20 protein-coding genes and 2 pseudogenes are annotated in these 22,123 nt (G+C 72.2%); 11 read left to right on the top strand and 11 right to left on the bottom strand.

The window, feature by feature from the left end; genetic code table 11:
- Positions 1-42: 42 nt before the first annotated feature.
- Complete coding sequence (aceB, locus tag K4S16_RS05420) at positions 43-1,650, bottom strand: malate synthase A (protein ID WP_149257632.1); 1,608 nt, start codon at positions 1,648-1,650, stop codon at positions 43-45.
- A 219-nt stretch (positions 1,651-1,869) separates the two neighbouring features.
- On the opposite strand from aceB, the gene hflX reads away from it, so the two are divergent.
- The 3 genes and pseudogenes from hflX (at position 1,870) to K4S16_RS05405 (ending at position 5,868) form a co-directional block, all read left to right on the top strand.
- Positions 1,870-3,306: a GTPase HflX gene (gene hflX, locus K4S16_RS05415; RefSeq protein ID WP_149257631.1), complete on the top strand. Its 1,437-nt coding sequence runs from the start codon at positions 1,870-1,872 to the stop codon at positions 3,304-3,306.
- A gap of 450 nt (positions 3,307-3,756) precedes the next feature.
- Positions 3,757-4,970 (top strand): annotated as a pseudogene (gene hutI / locus K4S16_RS05410) (imidazolonepropionase).
- A gap of 34 nt (positions 4,971-5,004) precedes the next feature.
- Positions 5,005-5,868, top strand: coding sequence for a DegV family protein (locus K4S16_RS05405; protein ID WP_149257630.1), 864 nt, complete (start codon positions 5,005-5,007; stop codon positions 5,866-5,868).
- Here the strand turns inward: K4S16_RS05405 and K4S16_RS05400 are convergent.
- Positions 5,787-6,644 carry an AraC family transcriptional regulator gene (locus K4S16_RS05400; RefSeq protein WP_149257629.1) on the bottom strand — a complete coding sequence of 286 codons (858 nt, stop codon included), beginning with the start codon at positions 6,642-6,644 and terminating at the stop codon, positions 5,787-5,789. The genes K4S16_RS05405 and K4S16_RS05400 overlap by 82 nt on opposite strands.
- Positions 6,645-6,710: 66 nt before the next feature.
- On the opposite strand from K4S16_RS05400, the gene K4S16_RS05395 reads away from it, so the two are divergent.
- From K4S16_RS05395 to holA, 4 genes are all read left to right on the top strand, one after another.
- A complete protein-coding gene (locus tag K4S16_RS05395; RefSeq protein WP_149257628.1) occupies positions 6,711-8,021 on the top strand; it encodes an MFS transporter in 1,311 nt (436 codons plus the stop codon).
- A 67-nt stretch (positions 8,022-8,088) separates the two neighbouring features.
- Entirely contained in the window at positions 8,089-8,814 is a 726-nt protein-coding gene (locus tag K4S16_RS05390) for a ComEA family DNA-binding protein (RefSeq protein WP_149257627.1), read from the top strand.
- Between the two features lie 422 nt (positions 8,815-9,236).
- On the top strand, positions 9,237-11,249 hold the full coding sequence (locus K4S16_RS05385) for a ComEC/Rec2 family competence protein (RefSeq protein ID WP_235036633.1): 2,013 nt from the start codon (positions 9,237-9,239) through the stop codon (positions 11,247-11,249).
- 75 nt (positions 11,250-11,324) lie between these two features.
- Entirely contained in the window at positions 11,325-12,278 is a 954-nt protein-coding gene (gene holA, locus K4S16_RS05380; protein WP_149257626.1) for a DNA polymerase III subunit delta, read from the top strand.
- A gap of 498 nt (positions 12,279-12,776) precedes the next feature.
- On the opposite strand, the gene K4S16_RS05375 is transcribed toward holA, so the two are convergent.
- The 3 genes from K4S16_RS05375 to K4S16_RS05360 form a co-directional block, all read right to left on the bottom strand.
- Positions 12,777-13,199, bottom strand: a complete 423-nt coding sequence (locus K4S16_RS05375; RefSeq protein WP_149257625.1) for a CBS domain-containing protein — start codon at positions 13,197-13,199, stop codon at positions 12,777-12,779.
- 89 nt (positions 13,200-13,288) lie between these two features.
- Positions 13,289-14,020, bottom strand: a complete 732-nt coding sequence (locus K4S16_RS05370) for a PspA/IM30 family protein (RefSeq protein WP_149257624.1) — start codon at positions 14,018-14,020, stop codon at positions 13,289-13,291.
- Between the two features lie 469 nt (positions 14,021-14,489).
- Positions 14,490-14,894: a nuclear transport factor 2 family protein gene (locus K4S16_RS05360; protein ID WP_149257623.1), complete on the bottom strand. Its 405-nt coding sequence runs from the start codon at positions 14,892-14,894 to the stop codon at positions 14,490-14,492.
- A gap of 85 nt (positions 14,895-14,979) precedes the next feature.
- On the opposite strand from K4S16_RS05360, the gene K4S16_RS05355 reads away from it, so the two are divergent.
- Positions 14,980-15,525, top strand: coding sequence for a TetR/AcrR family transcriptional regulator (locus tag K4S16_RS05355; RefSeq protein WP_235036584.1), 546 nt, complete (start codon positions 14,980-14,982; stop codon positions 15,523-15,525).
- Between the two features lie 11 nt (positions 15,526-15,536).
- On the opposite strand, the gene K4S16_RS05350 is transcribed toward K4S16_RS05355, so the two are convergent.
- Both K4S16_RS05350 and K4S16_RS05345 read right to left on the bottom strand, forming a co-directional pair.
- On the bottom strand, positions 15,537-15,956 hold the full coding sequence (locus tag K4S16_RS05350) for an SRPBCC family protein (protein WP_149257622.1): 420 nt from the start codon (positions 15,954-15,956) through the stop codon (positions 15,537-15,539).
- On the bottom strand, positions 15,896-16,816 hold the full coding sequence (locus K4S16_RS05345; protein ID WP_149257621.1) for a LysR family transcriptional regulator: 921 nt from the start codon (positions 16,814-16,816) through the stop codon (positions 15,896-15,898). The genes K4S16_RS05350 and K4S16_RS05345 overlap by 61 nt, the downstream gene beginning before the upstream one ends.
- A 70-nt stretch (positions 16,817-16,886) precedes the next feature.
- On the opposite strand from K4S16_RS05345, the gene K4S16_RS05340 reads away from it, so the two are divergent.
- The gene (locus tag K4S16_RS05340) at positions 16,887-17,414 is read left to right on the top strand and encodes a hypothetical protein (RefSeq protein WP_149257620.1); all 528 of its coding nucleotides are present in this window, start codon (positions 16,887-16,889) and stop codon (positions 17,412-17,414) included.
- Here the strand turns inward: K4S16_RS05340 and K4S16_RS05335 are convergent.
- Together K4S16_RS05335 and rpsT are read right to left on the bottom strand one after the other, a co-directional pair.
- Positions 17,356-17,892: an RNA 2'-phosphotransferase gene (locus tag K4S16_RS05335; RefSeq protein WP_149258047.1), complete on the bottom strand. Its 537-nt coding sequence runs from the start codon at positions 17,890-17,892 to the stop codon at positions 17,356-17,358. The two genes, K4S16_RS05340 and K4S16_RS05335, sit on opposite strands and share 59 nt — an antisense overlap.
- 46 nt (positions 17,893-17,938) lie before the next feature.
- Positions 17,939-18,208: a 30S ribosomal protein S20 gene (rpsT, locus tag K4S16_RS05330; protein WP_149257619.1), complete on the bottom strand. Its 270-nt coding sequence runs from the start codon at positions 18,206-18,208 to the stop codon at positions 17,939-17,941.
- A 241-nt stretch (positions 18,209-18,449) separates the two neighbouring features.
- Here rpsT and lepA point away from each other — a divergent pair, with 241 nt between their 5' ends.
- Complete coding sequence (gene lepA, locus K4S16_RS05325; protein ID WP_149257618.1) at positions 18,450-20,294, top strand: translation elongation factor 4; 1,845 nt, start codon at positions 18,450-18,452, stop codon at positions 20,292-20,294.
- A gap of 88 nt (positions 20,295-20,382) precedes the next feature.
- Here lepA and tnpA read toward each other — a convergent pair whose 3' ends face one another.
- Positions 20,383-20,799 (bottom strand): IS200/IS605 family transposase, encoded by a 417-nt coding sequence (tnpA, locus tag K4S16_RS05320; RefSeq protein WP_149257617.1) that lies wholly within the window; start codon positions 20,797-20,799, stop codon positions 20,383-20,385.
- 22 nt (positions 20,800-20,821) lie between these two features.
- Here tnpA and K4S16_RS05315 point away from each other — a divergent pair.
- Positions 20,822-21,472, top strand: a pseudogene (locus tag K4S16_RS05315) (RNA-guided endonuclease InsQ/TnpB family protein); the annotation flags it as partial.
- 84 nt (positions 21,473-21,556) lie between these two features.
- Here K4S16_RS05315 and K4S16_RS05310 read toward each other — a convergent pair.
- Complete coding sequence (locus tag K4S16_RS05310) at positions 21,557-22,072, bottom strand: DUF4870 domain-containing protein (protein ID WP_149257616.1); 516 nt, start codon at positions 22,070-22,072, stop codon at positions 21,557-21,559.
- Positions 22,073-22,123: the final 51 nt, after the last annotated feature.

The following is a 22,123-nucleotide window of genomic DNA, read 5'->3' as shown; positions in this document are numbered from 1 at the left end:
GGCCCGCCGCCCCCTACGGACTGCCGGCCGGAGCCCGGCCCCTTACGGGAACTGCTGGTAGGCCGGGGTGGTGAGGAACTCGGAGTACTCGTCGGCCAGCGTGACCTCCTTGAAGAGCTTCACGGCCTGGTTGTAGCGGGGCTCGTTGTAGGCCTGGCCCAGGTCCTCGCGGATCTTGGCGAGCTCCTCGTCCAGGAGCTGCTCGACCCACTCCTTGGTGATCTTCTGGCCCTCGGCGGTGGCGACGCCGTTGTAGATCCACTGCCACACCTGGGAGCGGGAGATCTCCGCGGTGGCGGCGTCCTCCATCAGGTTGTGGATCGCGACCGCGCCGGCGCCGTCCAGCCAGGTGGCGAGGTAGCGCAGCGCCACGTCGATGTTGTTGCGCAGGCCCGCCTCGGTGATCTCGCCGGGGGTGGCCTTGACGTTGAGCAGGTCGGCGGCGGAGACGTGGACGTCCTCGCGGAGCCGGTCGCGCTGGTTCGGCTTGTCGCCGAGCACGCCGTCGAACACCTCGCGGCAGACCGGGACGAGGTCGGGGTGGGCGACCCAGGAGCCGTCGAAGCCGTCCCCGGACTCGCGGGTCTTGTCGGCGCGGACCTTCTCCAGCGCGACCCGGTTGACCTCCTCGTCGCGGCGGGACGGGATGAACGCCGCCATGCCGCCGATCGCGTGCGCGCCGCGCTTGTGGCACGTCCGGACGAGCAGCTCGGTGTAGGCCCGCATGAACGGCGCGGTCATCGTGATCGCGTTGCGCTCGGGCAGCACGAAGTCGGCGCCCCGGTCCCGGAACTTCTTGATCACCGAGAAGAGGTAGTCCCAGCGGCCCGCGTTCAGGCCGGCGGAGTGGTCGCGCAGCTCGTAGAGGATCTCCTCCATCTCGAACGCGGCCGGGATCGTCTCGATCAGCACGGTCGCGCGGATGGTGCCGCGCGGGACCTCCAGGGCGTCCTGGGCGAGGTTGAACGCGTCGTTCCAGAGCCGCGCCTCGAGGTGGCTCTCCATCTTCGGCAGGTAGAAGTAGGGGCCCTTGCCCTTGGCCAGCTGCCTGCGGGCGCAGTGGAAGAAGTAGAGGCCGAAGTCGAACAGCGACCCGGACATGGGCTCGCCGTCGACGAGGAGGTGCTTCTCCTCCATGTGCCAGCCGCGCGGCCGGACGACGATCGTCGCGAGCTCCCCGTCGTCCTTCAGCGCGTAGGACTTGCCGCTCTTGGCGTCGGTGAAGTCGATGGTGCGGTCGAGGGCGTCCCGCAGGTTGAGCTGCCCCTCGATCATGTTGTTCCACAGCGGGGTGTTGGCGTCCTCGAAGTCGGCCAGCCACACCTTGGCGCCCGAGTTCAGCGCGTTGATCGTCATCTTCCGGTCCGTGGGGCCGGTGATCTCGACGCGGCGGTCCTCGAGGCCGGGCGCGGGCTCGGCGACGCGCCACGAGTCGTCGCCGCGGACGCCGGCGGTCTCGGGCAGGAAGTCGAGGGTGCCGCCCGCGGACAGCTTGCGCTGCCGCTCGGCGCGCGCCCCCAGCAGCTCCTTGCGGCGGGCGCCCAACTCGCGCTGCAGGGCGGCGAGCAGGCCGAGCGCGTCGGGGGTCAGGATCTCCTCGTACCGCTCGCCGAGGGGTCCGGTGACCTCGATGCCTTCCAGTCCAGCCATCTGCCTGCCCTTTCGTATAGCGAAATTCGACTTCTGTTACGTGGAGAACGGTACTCGCCGGTACGGAGACCGGTCAAAGCAGGGTTCCTTGCAGACCTCCCCGCGCGCGCTTGCGTCAACCCAAGGGGAAACCGGGTGATAACCACGTGACCGCTGGGGAGGGTGCGTGAGACGATCGCGGGGAAGATACGGCCGCGAAGCGGCGTTCTACGAGGACATATGACTGAACCTTTCTCTGCAGACCAGGCCCGGATCCAGGAGGAGCTCGAGTACGAGCCCCTGACGGGCGAACTCGATCTCGAAGACAGGCGGGCACTGCGCCGCGTCGCGGGCCTGTCCACCGAACTCACCGACGTCACCGAGGTCGAGTACCGCGCCCTCCGGCTGGAGCGGGTCGTCCTGGTGGGCGTCTGGACGGAGGGGACGGCCCAGGAGGCCGAGAACTCCCTGCGCGAGCTGGCGCTGCTCGCCGAGACCGCGGGCTCGCAGGTGCTCGAAGGGCTCGTCCAGCGCCGGACCCGCCCCGACCCGGCGACCTACATCGGCTCCGGCAAGGCCGCGGAGCTGCGCGACATCGTGATCTCCACCGGCGCGGACACCGTCATCTGCGACGGCGAGCTGGCCCCGAGCCAGCTGCGCCACCTGGAGGAGACCGTCCAGGTCAAGGTGATCGACCGGACCGCGCTGATCCTGGACATCTTCGCCCAGCACGCCAAGAGCCGCGAGGGCAAGGCGCAGGTCGAGCTCGCGCAGCTCGACTACCTGCTGCCGCGGCTGCGCGGCTGGGGCGGCAACCTGTCCCGGCAGGTCGGCGGGCGCGCCGCGGGCGGCGTCGGCATCGGCGGCCGCGGGCCCGGCGAGACCAAGATCGAGCTGGACCGGCGGCGGATCCGCACCCGGATGGCCAAGCTGCGCCGGCAGATCGGTGAGATGTCCAAGTCGCGCGACACCAAGCGCGGCGAGCGGCGCCGCCACCGGGTGCCCGCCGTCGCCATCGCCGGCTACACCAACGCGGGCAAGTCGTCCCTGCTCAACCGGCTCACCGGCGCCGGGGTGCTGGTGGAGAACGCGCTGTTCGCCACCCTCGACCCCACCGTCCGGCGCGCCGAGACGCCGGGCGGCCGCGCCTACACGCTGGCCGACACGGTCGGGTTCGTCCGGCACCTGCCGCACCAGCTCGTCGAGGCGTTCCGCTCGACGCTGGAGGAGGTCACGGACGCGGGGCTCGTCTTGCACGTCGTGGACGGCTCCGACGCCGACCCCGAGGCGCAGATCGACGCCGTCCGCGAGGTGCTGCGCGAGATCGGCGCCGACCGCATCCCGGAGATCATCGTGATCAACAAGGCGGACGCGGCCGACGAGCTGGCGATCGCGCGCCTGCAGCGCCGCGAGCCGCACAGCGTCGTGGTGTCCGCCCGCACCGGGTTCGGCATCGAGGAGCTGCGCGCCGCGATCGAGGCCGACCTGCCGGGCCTGGAGAGCGAACTGCACGTCCTCGTGCCCTACGAGCGCGGAGACCTCGTCGCGCGCGTCCACGAGCGCGGAGAGGTGCTCAAGCAGGAGCACGTCGCCGAGGGCACCGTCATGCACGCCCGGATGCCCGCCGACCTCGCGGGCGAACTCGCACGGTACGAGACCGTCTCCCCGACGGCCTGAAGTCCTGTCCCCGCCGGGCCCTTCCGAGGGCCCGGCGGGTTTTGGACCGGTCGTTCGGCCGCTTCGTGATCGTCCGAAGGGGCGTCCTGGTCCCCGAACGGTGACAGCTTGTCCATTCCGCTTGACGATGCGGTTGAAATCCGTACCGTCGAAGAGCCAAGGGGCGGGGTGATGGGTGTCGATGCGCTGCGATCAGAGGTTGTCGGACGGGCCTTCGGTGCACTACCGTGACGAAACCGATATCTCCGGTCTCGTTGCCAGTGGTGGCCCCCCGGTCACCCGACCCTCCACAGGTGGAGCCGCCGGCACCCAGCCGGCGTTTCGGATCGAGAGCAGGTGGCCCAACCATGGCAGGTCCGAACGCCGACACGAGGGCCCGCGGCCCGCACCTCCGCCCCGCATCCTGCAGCGCGCCCGCGTGCGCACGGCCCCATCCAGGTCGGTGACCCTATGACGGTACGGCTGTTGACGAACATCGGCAGGCTCTGGACGGGCACCGACGTCTGCAGCAACGCCGCGGTTCTCATCCACGACGACCGCGTCGTCTGGGCCGGGCCCGCCTCCGACCTCCCGCAGAGCGTCCCCGGCATCATCGACGACATCGTCGACGTCGACCACGTCGAGAACCTCGGCGGCGGCCTCGTCACGCCCGGCCTCATCGACGCGCACTCCCACCCCGTCTACGCGGGCAACCGCTGGGCCGAGCTCGCCATGCGCACCAGCGGCTCGTCCCACTCCGCGATCACCGCGGCGGGCGGCGGCGTCAACTCCACCGTGACCGTCACCCGGGGACCGACCCCTGGACGCTGTGCAACGGCGTCCGCGAACGGCTCCGCCAGTGGATCCTCGCCGGGACCACCACCGTCGAGGCCAAGACCGGCTACCACCTCACCCGCGACGGCGAGCTCGCCGACATCCGGATGCTGCGGTCGCTGGAGGGCGAGCCCTCCATGCCCCGCATCCACGCCACGTTCCTCGCCGCGCACATCCTGCCGCCCGAGTTCTTCGGACGCCGCCGCGACTACATCGAGGCCGTCCGCCTCTGGGCCGGCGACGCCGCCGTCGCCGGGGCCGACTCGATCGACGTCTACTGCGACGAGGGCCACTTCACCGCCGAGGAGGCCCGCGCCCTCCTGCTCACCGGCAAGCGCGCCGGCCTCAAGGCCCGCATGCACGCCTGCGCCAACGAGCGCATCGGCGCCGCCCAGGTCGCCGCCGAGGTCGGCTGCGCGTCCGCCGACCTGCTCACCCAGGCCAACGACGACGACATCAAGGCCCTCGCCCACGCCGGCGTCACCGCCACCGTCTGCCCCGGCAGCTCCCTCAACAGCAGCCGCGCCCCCGCGCCCGTCCGGCAGATGCTCGACCGCGGCGTCACCGTCGCCCTCGGCACCGACCACAACCCCGGCCAGTGCGGCATCACGTCCATGCCCCTCGTCATCGGGCTGTCGGTCGCGATGTTCGGGCTCAGCGTGACCGAGGCGCTGCGCGCCGCCACCCTCGGCGGAGCCGCCGCGCTGCGCGTCGGCGACCGCGGCTCCCTCGCCCCGGGCATGCTCGCCGACATCGTCCTGTGGGACGCCGACCACGAGGGCGCCTTCGCCTGGGCGTTCGGGCTCCGCGCCCTGCGCATCTGGCGCGGCGGCGTGCCCGTCCAGCCCTGACGCGGAACCCGCGGCGGCGGGTAGGGTCGCCGGCATGGGCAGTGCGGGCGGCAGTGGCGGTGCGGTCGCGGTCGTCACCGATTCCACCGCCTACCTTCCCCCCGGGCTCGCCGAACGGCACGGGCTGACCGTCGTCCCCCTGCAGATCGCCGTCGGCGGCACCACGCGGGACGAGGGCGACATGAGCACCGCCGAGGCCGCCCGGGCGCTGAAGGAATGGCGTCCCGTCACCACGTCCCGTCCCGCACCCAGGCGGTTCGCGGACGCCTACAAGGCCGCCGCCGCCTCGGGCGCGCGTGCGGTGGTCTCCGTGCACCTGGCCTCGGGCATGTCCGGGACGGTCGAGGCCGCGCGCCTCGCCGCGGAGGACGCGCCCGTGCCCGTGCGGGTCGTCGACAGCGGCACCATCGGCATGGGCCTCGGATTCGCCGCCCTCTCCGCGGCGGCCGTCGCGATGCGGGGCGGGTCCGCGGAGGAGGCCGTGTCCGCCGCCGTCCGGCGGGCCGGGCTCACCCGCTCCCTCATCTACGTCGACACCCTGGAGCATCTGCGGCGGGGCGGCCGGATCGGCGCCGCCGCCACCCTGTGGGGCTCCGCGCTGATGGTGAAACCGCTCCTCGAGATCACCGACGGCGGCATCGCGCCGCTGGAGAAGGTCCGCACGTCGTCGCGGGCGCTGGGCCGGCTGGAGGAACTGGCCGTGACCGAGGCAGGTGACCGGCGCGTCGACCTGGGCGTCCAGCACCTCGCCGCCGCCGCCCGCGCCGAGACCCTGGCCGCCCGGCTCCGTGAACGCGTCCCGCACGTCCAGGACGTCTACGTCGGCGAGGTCGGCCCCGTCATCGGCGCCCATGTCGGCCCCGGCATGCTGGGCGTCGTCGTGGCGCCCCAGCTCTGACCCGCGCCTGCCGCCGCCCGGGGCCCTGAGGGGCGCAGGAGGCTGCGCAGGACGGTCGGCGGATGACCGGTCTCCGCCCTGATGGTGCGAGTGAGATGCGCGTGGTCGGCGAAACCGAGGTCGGCGGCCAGGCCCGCCAGATCCCGCTCGCCCTGCTCCAGGCGGTCGAGGGCGCGCCCGACCCGGATCCGGTTCCGGTAGCGGGTGACGGACATGCCCGTCTCGCTGCGGAACGTCCGGCTCAGGTGGGAGGGGGAGACCTCCAGGAGGCGCGCCAGCGGGACCAGGCCGGCCGCCTGCGGATGGCGGCTCGCCATGGCCTCGCGCGCCTCGTCGACCACGGCGCGGCGCCTGCCGCCCTGCTCGTCCACGGCCAGGTGGGCGAGGAGGTCCATGAGCCGCTCGGCAGTCTCGTATCCCACGTCGGGGCCGGCTCGCAGTAGGAGGCGATGGGCGAGGTCCGCGCGCGCGCTGACCCTGACAGTCCCGGACGGGCGTCGCCAGAGGGCGGGGGAGAGCATGATGGCCGTGCACACGTCGCCGCCTGCGGGATGCGCGAACTGGCCCTCCTCGCCGGTGGTCTGGGTGTAGCCCGTGGTGGGGTCGAGGACGTCGCGTCCGTGGCGCGAACGCATGCGGAACCGTCCCGCCCGCACCAGGACGATCTGGTCGCCGTCGAACGGCTCAGGCTCCGACCAGCCGGGCCGGTGCCCGGTGCAGCGCACGGCGTGGACGGCGAAGTCGTCCGTTTCCGCCACGATGGTCGACTCGCGCATGCCCGCCATCGTACGCAGGGCAAACATGTTCAAGCGCTGGTACGGGGCGGTCGGCACACTCGCGGAATGGTCAAACGATGGCTGCTCGCGGTGCTGCTCACCGGGCAGACGATGGTGTCGATGGACGGGTCCATCGTGGCGGTGGCGATGCCCGACATCGCGGAAGGGCTGCACTCGTCCGGCTCCCTGCTGCAACTCATCACGGGCGGCTACATCTTCGCCTTGGCCGTCCTCGTGGTCACAGGCGCGCGGCTGGGCGACGGCTACGGCCACCGCACGATGTTCTTCCTGGGGCTGTTCGGTTTCACCGCGTCGTCGCTGGCCTGCGGACTGGCGCCGACCGGCACCGTCCTGGTCGCGGCGAGGATCTTCCAGGGAGCGTCGGCCGCGCTGCTGCTGCCGCAGATCCTGTCGCTGATCCAGCTGGCCTTCGAGGGGCCTGCCAGGGCGCGCGCTCTCGGCCTCTACTCCATGGTCCTGGCGCTGGGGGTCGCCCTGGGCCAGGTGGCGGGGGGCCTCATCGTGACCCTCGGCGGCAGCTGGCGGCCCATCTTCCTCGTCAACGTCCCCATCGGAGCCGCGCTTCTCGTGATCGGGCCGCGCCTGATGCCGCCGGAGCACAGGAAGCCCGTCCGCCTGGACCTGCTCGGCGTGGTGCTCCTCTCCCTCGGGATGATCGCCTTCGTCGTGCCCCTGGTCCTGGGCAGGGAGCAGCACTGGCCGCTGTGGACGTGGCCGTCCATGGCGGTGGGGTGCGCGCTGCTCGCCGTCTTCTGCGTCTACGAGCTGAGGACGGCGTCACCGCTGCTGGACCTCTCGGTGCTGCGCAGACCCTTCGTCGCACCCGGCCTGTTCGCGTCCTGCGCGGTGATGGGCGCCTACACCGGCTTCCTGTTCACGCTCGCGCTCTACTTGCAGAACGTTCTCGGCTTCTCGCCGCTCCACGCCGGTCTCACCTTCATCCCGTACACGGCGGGTTTCGCGACGGCGGGTCTGGGATGGACACGTCTGCCCCCGCGGATGAAGGCGAATCTTCCGGCTTTCGGCCTGCTCGCCTTCGCCGCCGCCGCGTCGGCGCTGGCCCTGCTGACCGGGGACGGCTGGCCGGCGCTGCTGTCGATACCGCTCCTGTACACCGCCGGGCTGGGGCACGCGGCGGGCTTCAGCCCCCTGGTCGATCGGATCACCAGCGCGGTGGGGCCCGCCCAGGCCTCGTCCGTCTCCGCCCTGACGAACACGGGCGCGCTGCTGTCGAACGTCCTCGCGATCGCCGTCTTCGGCGGGGTCTACCTCTCCTCGCCCGGAACGCTGACCCGCGTCACGGCCCTTCTGGTCGCGCTCCTGGTGCTCGCGGCCGCGGCCTCCCGGCGGCGCTGACGAGGAGTTATCCACAATCCACGAACCGCGCGCCCGCCCTCATCCGGCCTCCTTAACGTCGGGCGCCATGAGACCCGACACGGAAGACCGCCTGCACGCGATCACAGGCCGGTGGAAGCCGTCCGCCGCTCCGGCCGACGCGCCGCCCGCGGCCCGGTTGCGCGCGACGCCCGAACGCTCCCACATCCGCATGCTCGTCCTCGCCGGGGTGCTCGCCGCGCTGGTGGCCGCCGGCTACCTGTGGCTCGCCCGGCCGCGTCCCCAGCCGGCGGCCCCGGCGGCGAACGCGGCCGTCAGCGAACCGCGCCCCGCGATCTCAGCCGGGGCGGCGGCTGCGGCGTCCCCGGCGGCGTCCTCCTCGGTGGTCGTCCACGTCCTCGGCAAGGTCGAGCACCCGGGCGTGGTCACCCTGCCGTCGGGCTCGCGGGTCGCCGAGGCGATCAAGGCCGCGGGCGGGGTGCGCCGGGGCGTGAGGACCGGCACCCTCAACCTGGCCCGCCCGCTGGTGGACGGCGAGCAGATCCCGGTCGGCGTCCGCGCGCCGTCGCCGTCCCCACCGCCGCCCGCCGGCGCGGCCTCGCCCGCGCCGGGGGCGCCCGGCACTCCGGTCGACCTCAACGCGGCGACCCCCGACCAACTCGACGACCTCCCCGGCGTCGGGCCCGTCCTCGCCCAGCGCATCGTCGCCTACCGCACCCAGCACGGCGGCTTCCGCTCCGTCGAGCAGCTCCAGGAGGTCAGCGGCATCGGCGCCCGGCGCTTCGCCGACCTGAAGCCGATGGTCCGCGTATGACCCACGACCTCCGCCTCCTGGCCCCGGCCCTGGCCACCTGGCTAGCCGCCGCCGCGACCATAGGCCTCCCCCAGCCCCTGACCTACGCCCTCGCAGCCATCGCCGCCATCACGTCCGCCTACCTCCTAACAACCCACAAACCACCGCACCCCCTGGCCAGCGCTCACCAAGAACCCCCGAACCGGCCCCCACAACCCACAAGGCACCCCGGCAACACCCCCACACACCACCCAGACGATGGTTGGTGCGCGCGGTTTCTTAGCCGGGTTCCCTTGCCTGCGTGGTGGCCGGGGGGTGGGGGCGTGCGGCAGGCGGGTGGGGGGCGGCGGCTTCTTGCGGGGGCGGCCCTGGCGTGTGCTGCGGCGTCCGCTTGCGGGGTCGGGCTGCGGACGACGGCCGTCGGCACGGGGCCCGTGCGGGAGATGGCCCGGGCCGGGCGGTTCGCTACGGCCGAGGCCGTGGTGACCGGCGATCCGCAGGCGCGCCCCGGCAACGGACGGCAGATGATCATCATTCGGGCCCGGGCGGAGGCCGTCGGGCGGACCCGGGTCCGCGTCCCGGTCCTGCTGATCGCCGGGGACCCGCGCTGGCTCCGGCCGATCCCGAGCCAGCGCGTGCGGCTCCTCGGGCGCTTCGTGCCACCGAGGGGCCCCGGTCTGCTGGCCGCGGTCGTGATCGTCCGCGGGCCGCCCACCCTGCTCGGGGCACCGTCCGCGGTCCAGCGCGCCGCGGAACACGTGCGGGCACGGCTGCGAGCGGCGGTGGCGCGGCTCCCGCCCGACCGGCGCGGAGTCCTGCCGGGCATGGTCGTCGGCGACACCTCGCGGCTCGACCCGGCCCTCGCGGAGGAGTTCCGCATCGCCGGGCTCACCCACCTCCTGGTGGTCTCCGGCGCGAACCTGGCGATCGTCGTCGGGGCGGTCCTCGGGCTGTGCCGGCTCGCGGGCCTCGGACGGCGCCGCGCCCCGCCCGTCGCCGTCCTCGCGGTGTGCGCGTTCGTCGTCGTGGCCCGTCCGGAACCGAGCGTCCTCCGCGCGACCGTCATGGGCCTGATCGGCCTCCTGGCGCTCTTCACCGGACGCGGCCGCCAAGGGCTCCCCGCGCTGGCGGCGGCGGTGCTCCTCCTGGTCCTCATCGATCCGGAACTGGCGCGCTCCTACGGGTTCGCCCTGTCGGTCCTCGCGACGGCCGGCCTGCTCGTCCTGGCCCCGCCCTGGCGCGAGCGGCTCGCCCGCCGGATGCCGGGTCCGCTCGCGGACGCCCTCGCCGTCGCGGCCGCCGCCGAGGTGGCCGTCGCGCCCGTCCTGGTGCTGCTGTCCGGTGAGATCGGCGTCGTCTCGGTGTTCGCGAACCTGCTCGCGGCCCCGGCCGTCGCCCCCGCCACCCTCCTGGGCGCGCTCGCCGCCGTCACCGCGCCCGTCTCCCTGCCGCTCGCCCGCCTGATCGTGCGGCCCGCCGGCCTGGCCGTCGGCTGGATCATCTGGGTCGCCCGGACGGCCGCGTCGGTGCCCTACGCGACGATCCCCTGGGCAGGGGGCGCGCTGGGCGCGTCCACACTCCTCCTGGGCGCGGTGGCGGCGGTCCTGATCCTGCGCAGCCGCCGCCTCCGCCTGCTCGCGGCCGCCGCCTTGACCGGCGTCCTCGTCGCGGTCGTCGCCCTGCGCGTCATCGCCCCTCCGTGGCCGCCACCCGGATGGCAGTTGGCCGCCTGCGACGTCGGCCAGGGAGACGCCCTGGCACTAGCCGCGGGCCCAGGCCAGGCGGTCGTCGTGGACACGGGCCCCGACCCCGCGCCGGTGGACCGCTGCCTCCACCGCCTCGGCGTCACCGAGGTCCCGCTCCTCGTCCTGACCCACCCGCACGCCGACCACATCAACGGCATCTCCGGCGTCCGCCACGGCCGCACCGTCCACCAGGTCCTGATCACTCCGCGCACCTCGGGCCGCGAGGCGCGTCGCACCTCCGGCCTCCGCACCGCCCCCGCCGAGCCCGGACAGCAGTGGCGAGTGGGGGACCTCACCCTCTCCGTCCTCGCCCCGCTGACCACGAGCCCCGCCCTCTCGCCCGAGGACGACGGCACTGCGATCAACAACGCGAGCGTGGTCCTCGTCGCCCGCCGACCGGGATTCAGCGCCCTTCTGGCCGGCGACGTGGAACTGGAGGCACAACGCGCCCTGGAGGCGAGCGTCCCCCACGTCCAGGTCCTCAAGGTCCCGCACCACGGCTCACGCAGCCAGGACCCCGGCTTCCTGGCCGCCGCCCACGCGTCCATCGCCCTGATCTCGGTCGGCGCCCGCAACGACTACGGCCACCCGTCCTCCGCCACCCTGGCGCTCCTCCACCGCCTCCGCACCCAGATACACCGCACCGACAAGGAAGGCGACATAGCCATAGCCCGCACCCGCTCCGGCCTCACCACCGTCCCCCGCCGCTAACCAGCCCCTCACCCCACACTAGGTCCGTGTCGTGGGGCGGGCGCGCGGGGTGGGGGAGCGTGGCATGCTGCTGGTGTGTCGGTTGAGTCCATCATTCTGGTCGTCGGTGATGAAGAGCTGCTCGTGGACCGGGCGGTCGCGGACGTCGTCGCGTCCGTGCGGGCGGGGGACCCGGAGATCGAGGTCATCGATCTGGCGCCCGGAGCGCTGGAGCCCGGCCGCATCTCGGAGCTGACGTCGCCGTCGCTGTTCGGCGGCGGGAAGGTGCTCGTGCTGCGGTCGGCGCAGGACCTGGGCAAGGACCTGACGGCCGAGGTGCTGCGGTACGCCAAGGCCCCGGCGGAGGACACCGTGCTCATCGCCGTCCATCCCGGCGGTGCCAAGGGCAAGGCGCTCGTGGACGGGCTGACCAAGCTCAAGGCGCGCAAGATCGCATGCCCGAAGGTCACCAAGGCCGGCGAGCGGGTCGACTTCGTCCGGAACGAGATCCGCAGGGCGGGCGGGAAGATCTCGGCGGACGGCGCACGGGGGCTGATCGAGGCCGTCGGCAACGACCTGCGCGAGCTGGCCGCCGCGTGCAGCCAGCTCGTCGCCGACACCGGCGGGAAGATCGACGATGCGGCCATCGCCCGCTACTACCGGGGACGCGCCGAGGTCAGCGGGTTCACCGTGGCGGACAAGGCCATCGAGGGGCAGCTGGCCGAAGCCCTCGAACAGCTCCGCTGGGCGCTCGCGACGGGCGTCGCGCCCGTCCTGATCGTCAGCGCGCTCGCCCAGGGCGTGCGCGGGCTGGCGAAGGTCGGCGGGGCGCCGCGGGGGGCGCGCGGCGCGGCGCTGGCCAAGGACCTCGGCATGCCGCCCTGGAAGATCGACCGGGTGCAGAAGCAACTCCGCGGCTGGTCCGGAGACGGGGTCGCACGCGCGCTGACCGCCGTCGCCGAGGCCGACGAGGCGGTCAAGGGCGGCGCCGCCGACCCCGCCTACGCCCTGGAACGGACCGTCGCCCGAATCGTCGCCGCCCGAGGCTGACCCGGTCGCCCGAGGCTGCTCCGCTTGAGGGCGTGCCCACCGCTCGGGGTCGGCGCACCCGAGGTTGCTCCGTCTGAGGTTGGCCTGCCCGGGCTGACCCGGTTGGCTAGGAGCGCCGAACATTACGGACGGTCACGCCGGCCGATGGTGTGATCAGCGGCGATCGTGAGACGTCTTCGGGTCGGCGGCCTCATGGACGGCGCCGGTGTGGCAGTCGCCGAAAGGACGGGAGGCGCCGCATCCTGCTCGAACCGGTCGCACGCGCGGCAGACGATCAGCGGTAGCCCCCGGGCCCCGGCCTCGTCCACGGCCCAGCGCAGCGCGCGCTCGCCAACCGTGACTCGTCGTACCCGACGAGGACGGGCCGCGCTTGCCGGCCTTCGGTCATGGGGCTCCTCCAGCGGCCGGGACGCCGCGTCGCGTACGGCCCTAGCCCCGGCGACCGGCCGCACGGAACGCGGTGTCCCCGCGCCCGGCGCGAGGGCACCGCTGGGTGCGTCAGTGCGAGGTGATGGAGATGGCCTCGACGAGCTCGCGGGCCTTCTCCTCGGGCAGCTTGGCCGCGAGGTCCGCCTGGCTGATGATCCCGACGATCTCCTCGTGGTCCAGCACGGGCAGCCGGCGGATCTTGTGCTCGACCATGTGGTGCAGCACCTCGTCGACGTCGGTATCCGGTTCGACCCACCACAGCGGGGCCTCGCCGATGAGGTCGCCGGCCTTGACCTTGCTCGGGTCGCCGCCCTTCGCGACGCACTTCACGACGATGTCGCGGTCGGTGATGATCCCCCGGAGCCGGCTGTTCTCGCAGACGGGCATCGCCCCCACGTCGAGTTCCGACATCCGCTTCGCCGCCGTGCCGAGCGTCTCCTCGATGCCGAGACATTCCACACCGAAATGCATTACTTCGCGGGCTGTTGTCATCTTAATCCCCCTTTGAGTGCTTCCTTCTCGCGGCTTCCGGTCCCGAAACGTGCCCTCACCTGCGCGTCCGGCGTCCGGTCCCGAGCCGTCTAATCGCCGGTAGGCGGCTGGGAGCGCTCCTCCTGCATCCGCGCCCTCATCCGGTCGAGCTCCTCGTCCACCGCCGCCCCGGTCACGGCCCGGTCCAAGCGGGCCTGGAGGTCCGGCCGCACGGGCTCCTGTCCGATGTCCAGCAGCGGATCGCGCAGCGTCCCCGTCTCGAGCAGCTCGTCGAGGACCTCGGCGCGGGCGTGCGCCTCGGCCGTCCTGTCCTCCGCCCGCTCCTCTCGGGCCATGTCGGCGGAGATCCCCGACACGGTCTCGTCCACGTACGTCTCCGCCTCCGCGAGCGTGTAGCGCGCCTTGAGCGCCTCCTTGTCGTGGGAGAACGCCTCGACCTTGGCCTGGAGACGGCCGGCGGCGGCGGTGAGCCGCTCCTCCTCGGCCCGCAGGGCGGCGATCCGGTCGTCCAGCCCGTCGATCCGCTCCAGCAGCCTCGCGCGCTCGGCGAGCGCGTCGCGGGCGAGGTCGGCGTGGCCCGCGGCGAGCACCTTATCCGCCTGCTCCTGCAGGTGCGCCGCCGAGCGCCGCAGCCCGTCCCGCCGCTCCTCGGCGCGCCGCCGCGCGGTCGCGACGTCCACGACGCTGCGGCGGACGTCGGAGAGCAGGTCCCGCTGCAGCGCGTACGAGTAGTCCAGCAGCTCGCGCGGGTCCTCGGCGCGGTTCAGTGCCGTGTTCGCCTTGACCCGGAACATCTCCGCCATCCGATGGGGCAGGCCCATCCGACTCACCTCCTCGTTCACCTTCCCCCTTCCCACCGCGGACCGTCTCCTCTAGGGACAAAGGTCCCCAGTGCGGCAGGCCCGTGCGCCCACCCGGACCGCCGGACGCCGGCCACGACGCACCAGAGGGGGACGGTCCTTTGCCCGACGATCAGCGAGCGATATCGATCGTCCTCCTCGGCGCGGCGACCGCCCTGAGCACGGTGGCGGCGGCGCCCGCCAGCCCGGCCGCCCTGCACGCCGCCGGCCCGCACGCGGCCGCGGGCCGCTCCTCGACGACCACGCGACTGGTCCGGGACGGGGTCGCGGGCGCTGACCGCCGTCGCCGAGGCCGACGAGGCGGTCAAGGGCGGCGCCGCCGACCCCGCCTACGCCCTGGAACGGACCGTCGCCCGAATCGTCGCCGCCCGAGGCTGACCGCCGCCCGAGGCTGACCCGCGCCCGCCCGCCGCGACACCCGCAGCTTGTTCTAGGTGAGGGCCTGGATTATGGCCAGGGTGTTCTGGTATTCGCGCCACAGGGTTATCTGGGCGTCGCGGATCGTCAGGACGCCGATGAAGGTCGCGGTGGACTGCTTGGACGTGGTGGTGTTCGTGCCGGTCAGTTCGTACTCCACCACGATCGTGTTGGGGTCGGCGGTGTCATGGACGGCGAGGGTGCGGCAGGCGTCGAACCGGACGGGGAGCGCTGCCCGCTGGGGCTCGGCGAACTCCAGGAACCTCTGCCTGCCCTCGAACCTCGTCGGTCGGCCGAGTGGCGCGAAGGGGGTCTCGATGACGACGTCGTCGGCTAGGAGATCCCCGATGAACGTCGTCGGGTGGCCTAGCCAGCGCTGCTGCATGCGCTGGAACATCTCGCGCGGCGTGGCTTGCATGGAGTCCGCCTCCTAAGATGAGTGGTGACTCATGATTGCGAAGATAATGAGTCCAGACTCATGTTGTCCAGGGGAGGTCGGGCCGATGCGCGCGGACGCGCTGCGCAACCGGGAGCGGATCCTGGAGGCGGCGGAGGAGGTGTTCGCCGACGCGGGGCCGGAGGCGTCGACGGAGGAGGTGGCGCGGCGCGCGGGGGTGGCGATCGGCACCGTGTTCCGGCACTTCCCGACGAAGGCCGACCTGCTGCGCGCGTTGATGAAACGGCTGTTGCAGCAGGTCACGGACGACGCCGCCGAGCTCATGGCGCACGGGGATCCGGCAAGCGCGCTCTTCGAGTTCTTCGCGCGGCTCGTGGAGCGGACGGCGGCGAACCGGACGGTGGTCGGGCTGCTCGCGGGCGAGGGGATGGAGATTCCGATCACCGGGCCGCTGGGATCGCTCAGCGGCGCGGTGGGAGGACTGCTCGCCCGCGGTCAGGAGGCGGGCGCGGTCGCCGCCGAAATCCGTCTGGACGAGGTGATGGCCCTGCTGGTCAGCGCGTGTCAGGGCGCCCTGCTGGGCGGCTGGGACGCCGACCTGCGCCGGCGGACGCTCGACATCATGCTCGCCGGCCTGCGTCCGACCGCCTGACCGCGCGCGGTCTAGCCCTGTTCGGCCTTGGCCTTCAGGCCCTCGGCCTCCATCACGACGTAGCGGCGGGTGAGGCGGCCGGCGAGGAGGGCGAAGACGGGGGCCAGCGGGCCCTTCTGGTCGAGGGTGAGGCGGACGGTGGACTTGCCGTCGGGAGTGGGGACGATCTCGTGGGCCCCGGTCGTGGTGACGCCGGGGGAGCGGGACTCCCAGGTGAAGGTCCGGTTCTCGTCGTAGGCCGTGACCGTCCAGACGGCGGCGGGGAGTTTCGGCTGGTGGACGCGGGCCCGGCTGCCCAGGGTGAACGGCTCGTCCAGGACTTCGACGCGGTCCATCGAGGCGGTCATGTCGGGCCAGCGCTCGACGTCCTTCAGGAGGTTCCAGACGGTCTCGGGCGCGGCGTCGATGTCGACGGAGGTCTCGAAGTGCACGGCGTGCTCCTCAGCGATGTGCGGATGGCGGTCAGGAGGTCCGCGACGAGGGGGTCGTCGGCCCTGTCCGGCAGGTGGAGAGCGTAGTAGGGGACGGCGGGCAGGTCGATGATCTCGCGGGCAGCCAGGCCCGGGGGAGGGGGGACGCAGCCGTTGACGACGGCGAGCCCGACGCCGAGGGACGCGAAGTGCAGCATCAGGGGCCAGCCCGCGGCCTCGACCGCCAGGGACCAGGGCACCTCGGCGGCGCGCAGGGCGCGTTCGAGGGTGGCGCGGTGCGGGCCCTCGGCGGGCGGGACGACGAGGGGGGCGCCGGCGAGGTCGGCGAGCGTGAGGTGCGGCTTCGCGGTAAGGGGGTGGTCGTCCGGCATGACGAGCGTCTGGGGGAAGGACGCCAGCGGGACCGCAGCGACGTCGGCGGGCAGGACGTCCAGGACGGCGACGCCGACGTCGGCGCGGCCGGTGCGGACGGCGGCGAGGGTGCGGGCGCGGTCGCCGTTGACCAGGCGGAGGCCCGGGCGGACGACGCCGCCGAGGAGGTAGAGGTAGGCGCCCTCGCCTGCGGCCAGGGTCGGGACGCGGGACGGGGACGTGCCCTGGACGTCCGCGAGGAACGCCGTCATCCGGGCGTCGAGGTCGCGGGCGAAGCGGGCGACCTGCTCGCCGGCGGGGGTGAGGGCGAGGCGGCGCCCGTGCCGGGTGTAAAGGGGGCGGCCCAGGGTGTCGGCGAGTTTCTGCACCTTGACGTGGAGGGCCGGCTGGGAGATGTGGAGTGCCTCGGCGGCGCGGGTGAAGTTGAGGTGGTCCGCGAAGACGGCGAACGAGGCGAGCGCGTCCGTGGACAGGCGGCTCAGTTCCATAGGCGCTGACTATAGCTATCGCAATGATTGATAGTTCTGCTTTAGGGCTGTTCCACCCGAAAGTTGGGCCATGGACAACGAACCGCGACTCGGCGTCGATTTCGGCCGGGTCATCCATGGCGGGCTCAGAGCCCCAGGTGAGAACGACACGGTGTTCCTCGACGGCACCTTCGAGCAGGCACTCGCCTCCCCGGCGACGGACGGCGTCTACGAGGTGCTGCCCGGGCTGATCGAGGCGTTCGGAGGACGGGCGTGGATCATCTCCAAATGCGGCGACCGGGTGCGCGAAAGGACGCTGGCCTGGCTCGACCACCACGACTTCTACGGGCGGACGGGCCTGCCGCGGGGCAACGTGCGGTTCTGCCGGAAGCGGCAGGACAAGGCGCTGCACTGCGCGGAACTCGGGATCACCCACATGATCGACGACCGCCTTGACGTGCACCGCGCCATCCGCGAGATCGTCCCGTACCGGTACCTGTTCGGGCCGAAGGGAGGGCCCGAATGGGTGCGGCACGTCCCCGACTGGACGGCCGCGGAGGCTATTCGCTCAGATATCGCGGTGGGACCGCGTCGACCAGCCACACACCGTTCGCGCTGACACGGAACTCGTGGCCGTCGGCCGCCATCCGCCCGGCCTGGACGGTCAGCACGACGGGGACGCCGCGCCTGGCGCCGACGCGCCGGGCCGTCTCGCGGTCGGGGGACAGGTGGACGGCGTGCCGCCCCATGGGCAGCAGGCCCTCCCGCAGGATGGGGTCGACTGAACGGCGCACGGTGCCGTGGTAGAGCAGGTCAGGCGGGGGCGTCACCGGCAGGTTCAGCGCCACGGGGACCGAGTGGCCCTGGACGGCCCGGATCCGGTTCCCCGCGAGCTCGTACCGCTTCTTGTCGTTGACCGCCACCACGTGTTCGAGCTCCGCGCGGGTGAGCGCGAAGCCGTGGGCCGCGGCGGCCGAGAGCAGCTCGGTGACGTCCGCCCATCCCTCGGGATCGAGCGTGATGCCGATCCGCTCGGGGCGGTGCCGCAGATGCTTGGCGAGATACTTGGAGATCTTGACCGCGCGGCGCTCGTCCATGGACATGCGTCGGGGCCGGCGCGCGGCCGGCCCCGGGCGTGCGGTCCTACTTGGCCTGCAGGGCGGCGGCCTGCTTGGCGATCGCCGACTTGCGGTTGGCGGCCTGGTTCTTGTGGATGACGCCCTTGCTGACGGCCTTGTCCAGCTTGCGCGCGGCGACCCGCTGCGCGGCGACGGCGTCGTCCACGTTGCCGGCCTCGGCGGCCTCGCGGAACTTGCGGATCACCGTCTTCAGCTCGGACTTGACGGCCTTGTTGCGCAGGCGGGCCTTCTCGTTCTGCTTGTTGCGCTTGATCTGGGACTTGATGTTAGCCACGTCGTAGAGCCTCAGCTTGGTCGCGATCCTGGGCCTGCGCGTATCGGCAGGCGCTGACGAAATGTCTGAACGGGGGCGGGACGGTGCCCCCGGGGCACGACGCTACGCCACACGCAGTCGCACAGCTTACCAATCACCGGGGCCCGTCCCAAACCGGGCCGTGCACGGAGCATCGCGCCGGACATGGGACTATGGGAGACACAGATCCCTGTCCACCTGTGAGCATTGCGAACGGACCCCGGTGCCAGCGCCCCAGCCTGACAAGACCGATCCCGCGATCATCCGCAACTTCTGCATCATCGCGCACATCGACCATGGCAAGTCGACCCTCGCGGACCGGATGCTGCAGCTGACCGGAGTGGTCGAGGAGCGCCAGATGCGCGCCCAGTACCTCGACCGCATGGACATCGAGCGCGAGCGCGGCATCACGATCAAGAGCCAGGCGGTCCGGCTGCCCTGGACGTCGGGCGGCGTCGACCACGTCCTCAACCTGATCGACACCCCCGGGCACGTCGACTTCTCCTACGAGGTGTCTCGGTCGCTCGCGGCGTGCGAGGGCGCGGTCCTGCTGGTGGACGCGGCGCAGGGCATCGAGGCGCAGACGCTCGCCAACCTCTACCTGGCACTAGAGGCCGACCTGCACCTGATCCCCGTCCTCAACAAGATCGACCTCCCGGCGGCGCAGCCGGAGAAGTACGCCGAGGAGCTGGCCGGGATCATCGGCTGCGACCCCTCGGACGTGCTGCGCGTGTCGGGCAAGACGGGTGAGGGCGTCCGCGAGCTGCTCGACAAGATCGTCGAAGAGGTGCCCGCGCCGGTCGGCGACCCCGACGGGCCCGCCCGGGCGCTGATCTTCGACTCGGTGTACGACACCTACCGGGGCGTCGTCACCTACGTCCGGATCGTGGACGGGCGCCTCTCGCGGCGCGAGAAGAGCCTGATGATGTCGACCGGGGCCGCGCACGAGACCCTGGAGGTCGGCGTGATCTCCCCGGAGCCCAAGCCCGTGCAGGGCCTCGGCGTCGGCGAGGTCGGATACCTGATCACCGGGGTGAAGGACGTCCGGCAGGCGCGGGTCGGCGACACCGTGACCGGCGCGTCCCGGCCGGCCCCCGATTCGCTCGGCGGCTACCGCGACCCGAAGCCGATGGTGTTCTCCGGCCTGTACCCGGTGGACGGCGACCAGTACCCCGAACTGCGCGACGCGCTCGACAAGCTGCGGCTGAACGACGCCGCGCTCGTCTACGAGCCGGAGACGTCGGCGGCGCTCGGGTTCGGGTTCCGCTGCGGCTTCCTCGGCCTGCTGCACATGGAGATCGTCCGGGAGCGGCTGGAGCGCGAGTTCGACCTGTCGCTGATCTCGACCGCGCCGAACGTGGTGTACCGGGTCGTGATGGAGGACGGCTCGGAGCACACCGTCACCAACCCCAGCGAGTTCCCCGAGGGCAAGATCGGCGCGGTGTACGAGCCGGTGGTGAAGGCCACGCTGCTGTCCCCGTCCGAGCACATCGGCGCGATCATGGAGCTGTGCCAGGGCCGCCGCGGCGTGCTGCTCGGCATGGACTACCTGTCGGAGGACCGCGTCGAGATCCGCTACACGCTGCCGCTCGCCGAGATCATCTTCGACTTCTTCGACCAGCTGAAGTCGAAGACGCGCGGGTACGCCTCGCTCGACTACGAGCCCAGCGGCGAGCAGGAGTCCGACCTGGTGAAGGTCGACATCCTGCTGCAGGGCGAGTCGGTGGACGCCTTCAGCCAGATCGTGCACAAGGACAAGTCCCGCGAGTACGGCCTGATGATGACGGCCAAGCTCAAGGAGCTGATCCCGCGGCAGCAGTACGAGGTGCCGATCCAGGCCGCGGTCGGGGCCCGCATCATCGCCCGCGAGAACATCCGCGCCATCCGCAAGGACGTCCTCGCCAAGTGCTACGGCGGCGACATCTCCCGCAAGCGCAAGCTGCTGGAGAAGCAGAAGGAGGGCAAGAAGCGGATGAAGACCATCGGGCGGGTGGACGTCCCGCAGGAGGCCTTCGTCGCCGCCCTCTCGACCGGCGGCGGCGGCGACGCCGACAAGGGCAAGAAGTAGCGGCCGCTACCGATGTGCGGGCCGGTGCTCCGGCTTTCGGGCCGGGGGTGAGGGCCCGCGCGGGAGGCCCGCCAGGCCTGAGTGTGTTCTAACCCGGCTGGTTCTGCTGCTCGATGTAGTGCCGCAGCGCGGTGAGGGGCGGGCCGCCCACGCTCCCGGCGAAGTAGGACGCCGACCACAGTTTGTTCGCCCGGTAGTAGTGGCGGACCAGTTCGGGGAACTCCTGGCGCATCCTGCGGGAGGACACGCCCTTGAGCGAGTTGACCAGTTTGGACACCGCGACCTTGGGTGGGAAGTGCACCAGCAGGTGCACATGGTCGGCCTCGCCGTTGAACTCGGCCAGCTCGGTGTCGAAGTCGGCGCACACGTCTCGCATGATCTGCTCCATGCGCTCCAGTTGTGTTCCCGTGAACACCGGATGCCGGAACTTGGTCACGAAGACCAAGTGCGCATGCAGCATGAAAACGCAGTGTCTGCCGGTCCTTATATCGCCGTGATCTTCCATAGACCAATAGTAGGATCAGGGTGTGCGGCTGAGGTATCAGTTCCGGCTCCACCCGACCCCCGGCCAGCAGGAATTGCTGGCGCGGGCGTTCGGGTGCGCGCGGGTGGTGTACAACGACGCCCTGCGCGCACGGGAGGAGGCGCACGCGGCCGGGCTGGCGCACCCCTCGGACGGGGAGTTGTCCAGGCGGGTCATCACCGAAGCGAAGAAGACCCCCGAGCGGGCATGGCTCGGGGAGGTCTCGGCCGTGGTGCTCCAGCAGGCGCTGGCGGACCTGAGCACCGCCTACCGCAACTTCTTCGCGTCGGTGTCGGGGAAGCGGAACGGCCGCAGGGTCGCGGCGCCCCGGTTCCGGTCGCGCAAGGACGGGCGGCAGGCGATCCGCTTCACTCGCAACGCCCGTTTCACGGTCACGGCGGGCGGGAGGTTGCGCCTGCCGAAGATCGGGGACGTGCGGGTGCGGTGGTCGCGTCCGCTGCCGTCCGAGCCGTCGAGCGTGACGGTGATCCGGGACGCGGCCGGGCGGTACTTCGCGTCGTTCGTGGTGGAGACCGCGGACGAGCCACTGCCGGACGTGGCGGCCGAGGTCGGGATCGATCTGGGGTTGACGCATTTCGCGGTGACCTCGGACGGCCGGAAGATCACCAGCCCGAGGTTCCTCCCGTCCAGGGAGGCAGGACCCGGCGAAACAGGAAGCCACAGAAGTGCCGCACACGCAGCACAGGCTGAATCCCCGGCCTTCAAGCCGGGGAGCGCGTCAATTCAGCAGGGGCCAGGCAACCGCGGACGGCACGCGCCTGAACTCGCCGCGGTTGGCGGCCCTGCCCGCGTACACCAGGAAGAACATCACCACGGCCGTGAACAGCAGCGGCACCCAGATGAAGAAGTCGACGGCCAGCGACAGCAGCCCGAAGACGATCCAGACGGCGATGCTCGCGATGCCCATGTTGAGGCCCTGCGCGGCGTGCCTGCGCACGAACGGCGAGCGGGCCTTGCCGAGGTAGACCACGGCCGGGGCGATCGCGCCGAAGAGGAACTGGCCCACGTACGCCATCAGCGACCACGTCTTCTCGTCGTCGGTGACGGGGCCGAAGCTCCCGGGGATCTGGGCGGTGTTGCTCCCGCCCTGCGGCTGCTGCTGCCAGCCCATGCCAGGCTGCGGCTGCTGCGGCTGCTGCCAGGCGTTTCCGGGCTGCTGCCAGGGGGCCTGTTGCTGCTGCTGCCACTGGGGCTGCTGTCCCTGGCCGGGCGGCGGGGGAGGCCCGTAGGCCATGGCGGACGTCCTCTCCGGGGTCGCTATGCAAGCTATTGGCGAAGTGTATGA

The sequence above is a fragment of the Actinomadura sp. K4S16 genome, assembly GCF_008327685.1.
In the GTDB taxonomy this organism is placed as follows: domain Bacteria; phylum Actinomycetota; class Actinomycetes; order Streptosporangiales; family Streptosporangiaceae; genus Spirillospora.
Note: the sequence above shows the minus strand (reverse complement) of the source record. Positions and strands in the feature narration are given on the sequence as shown.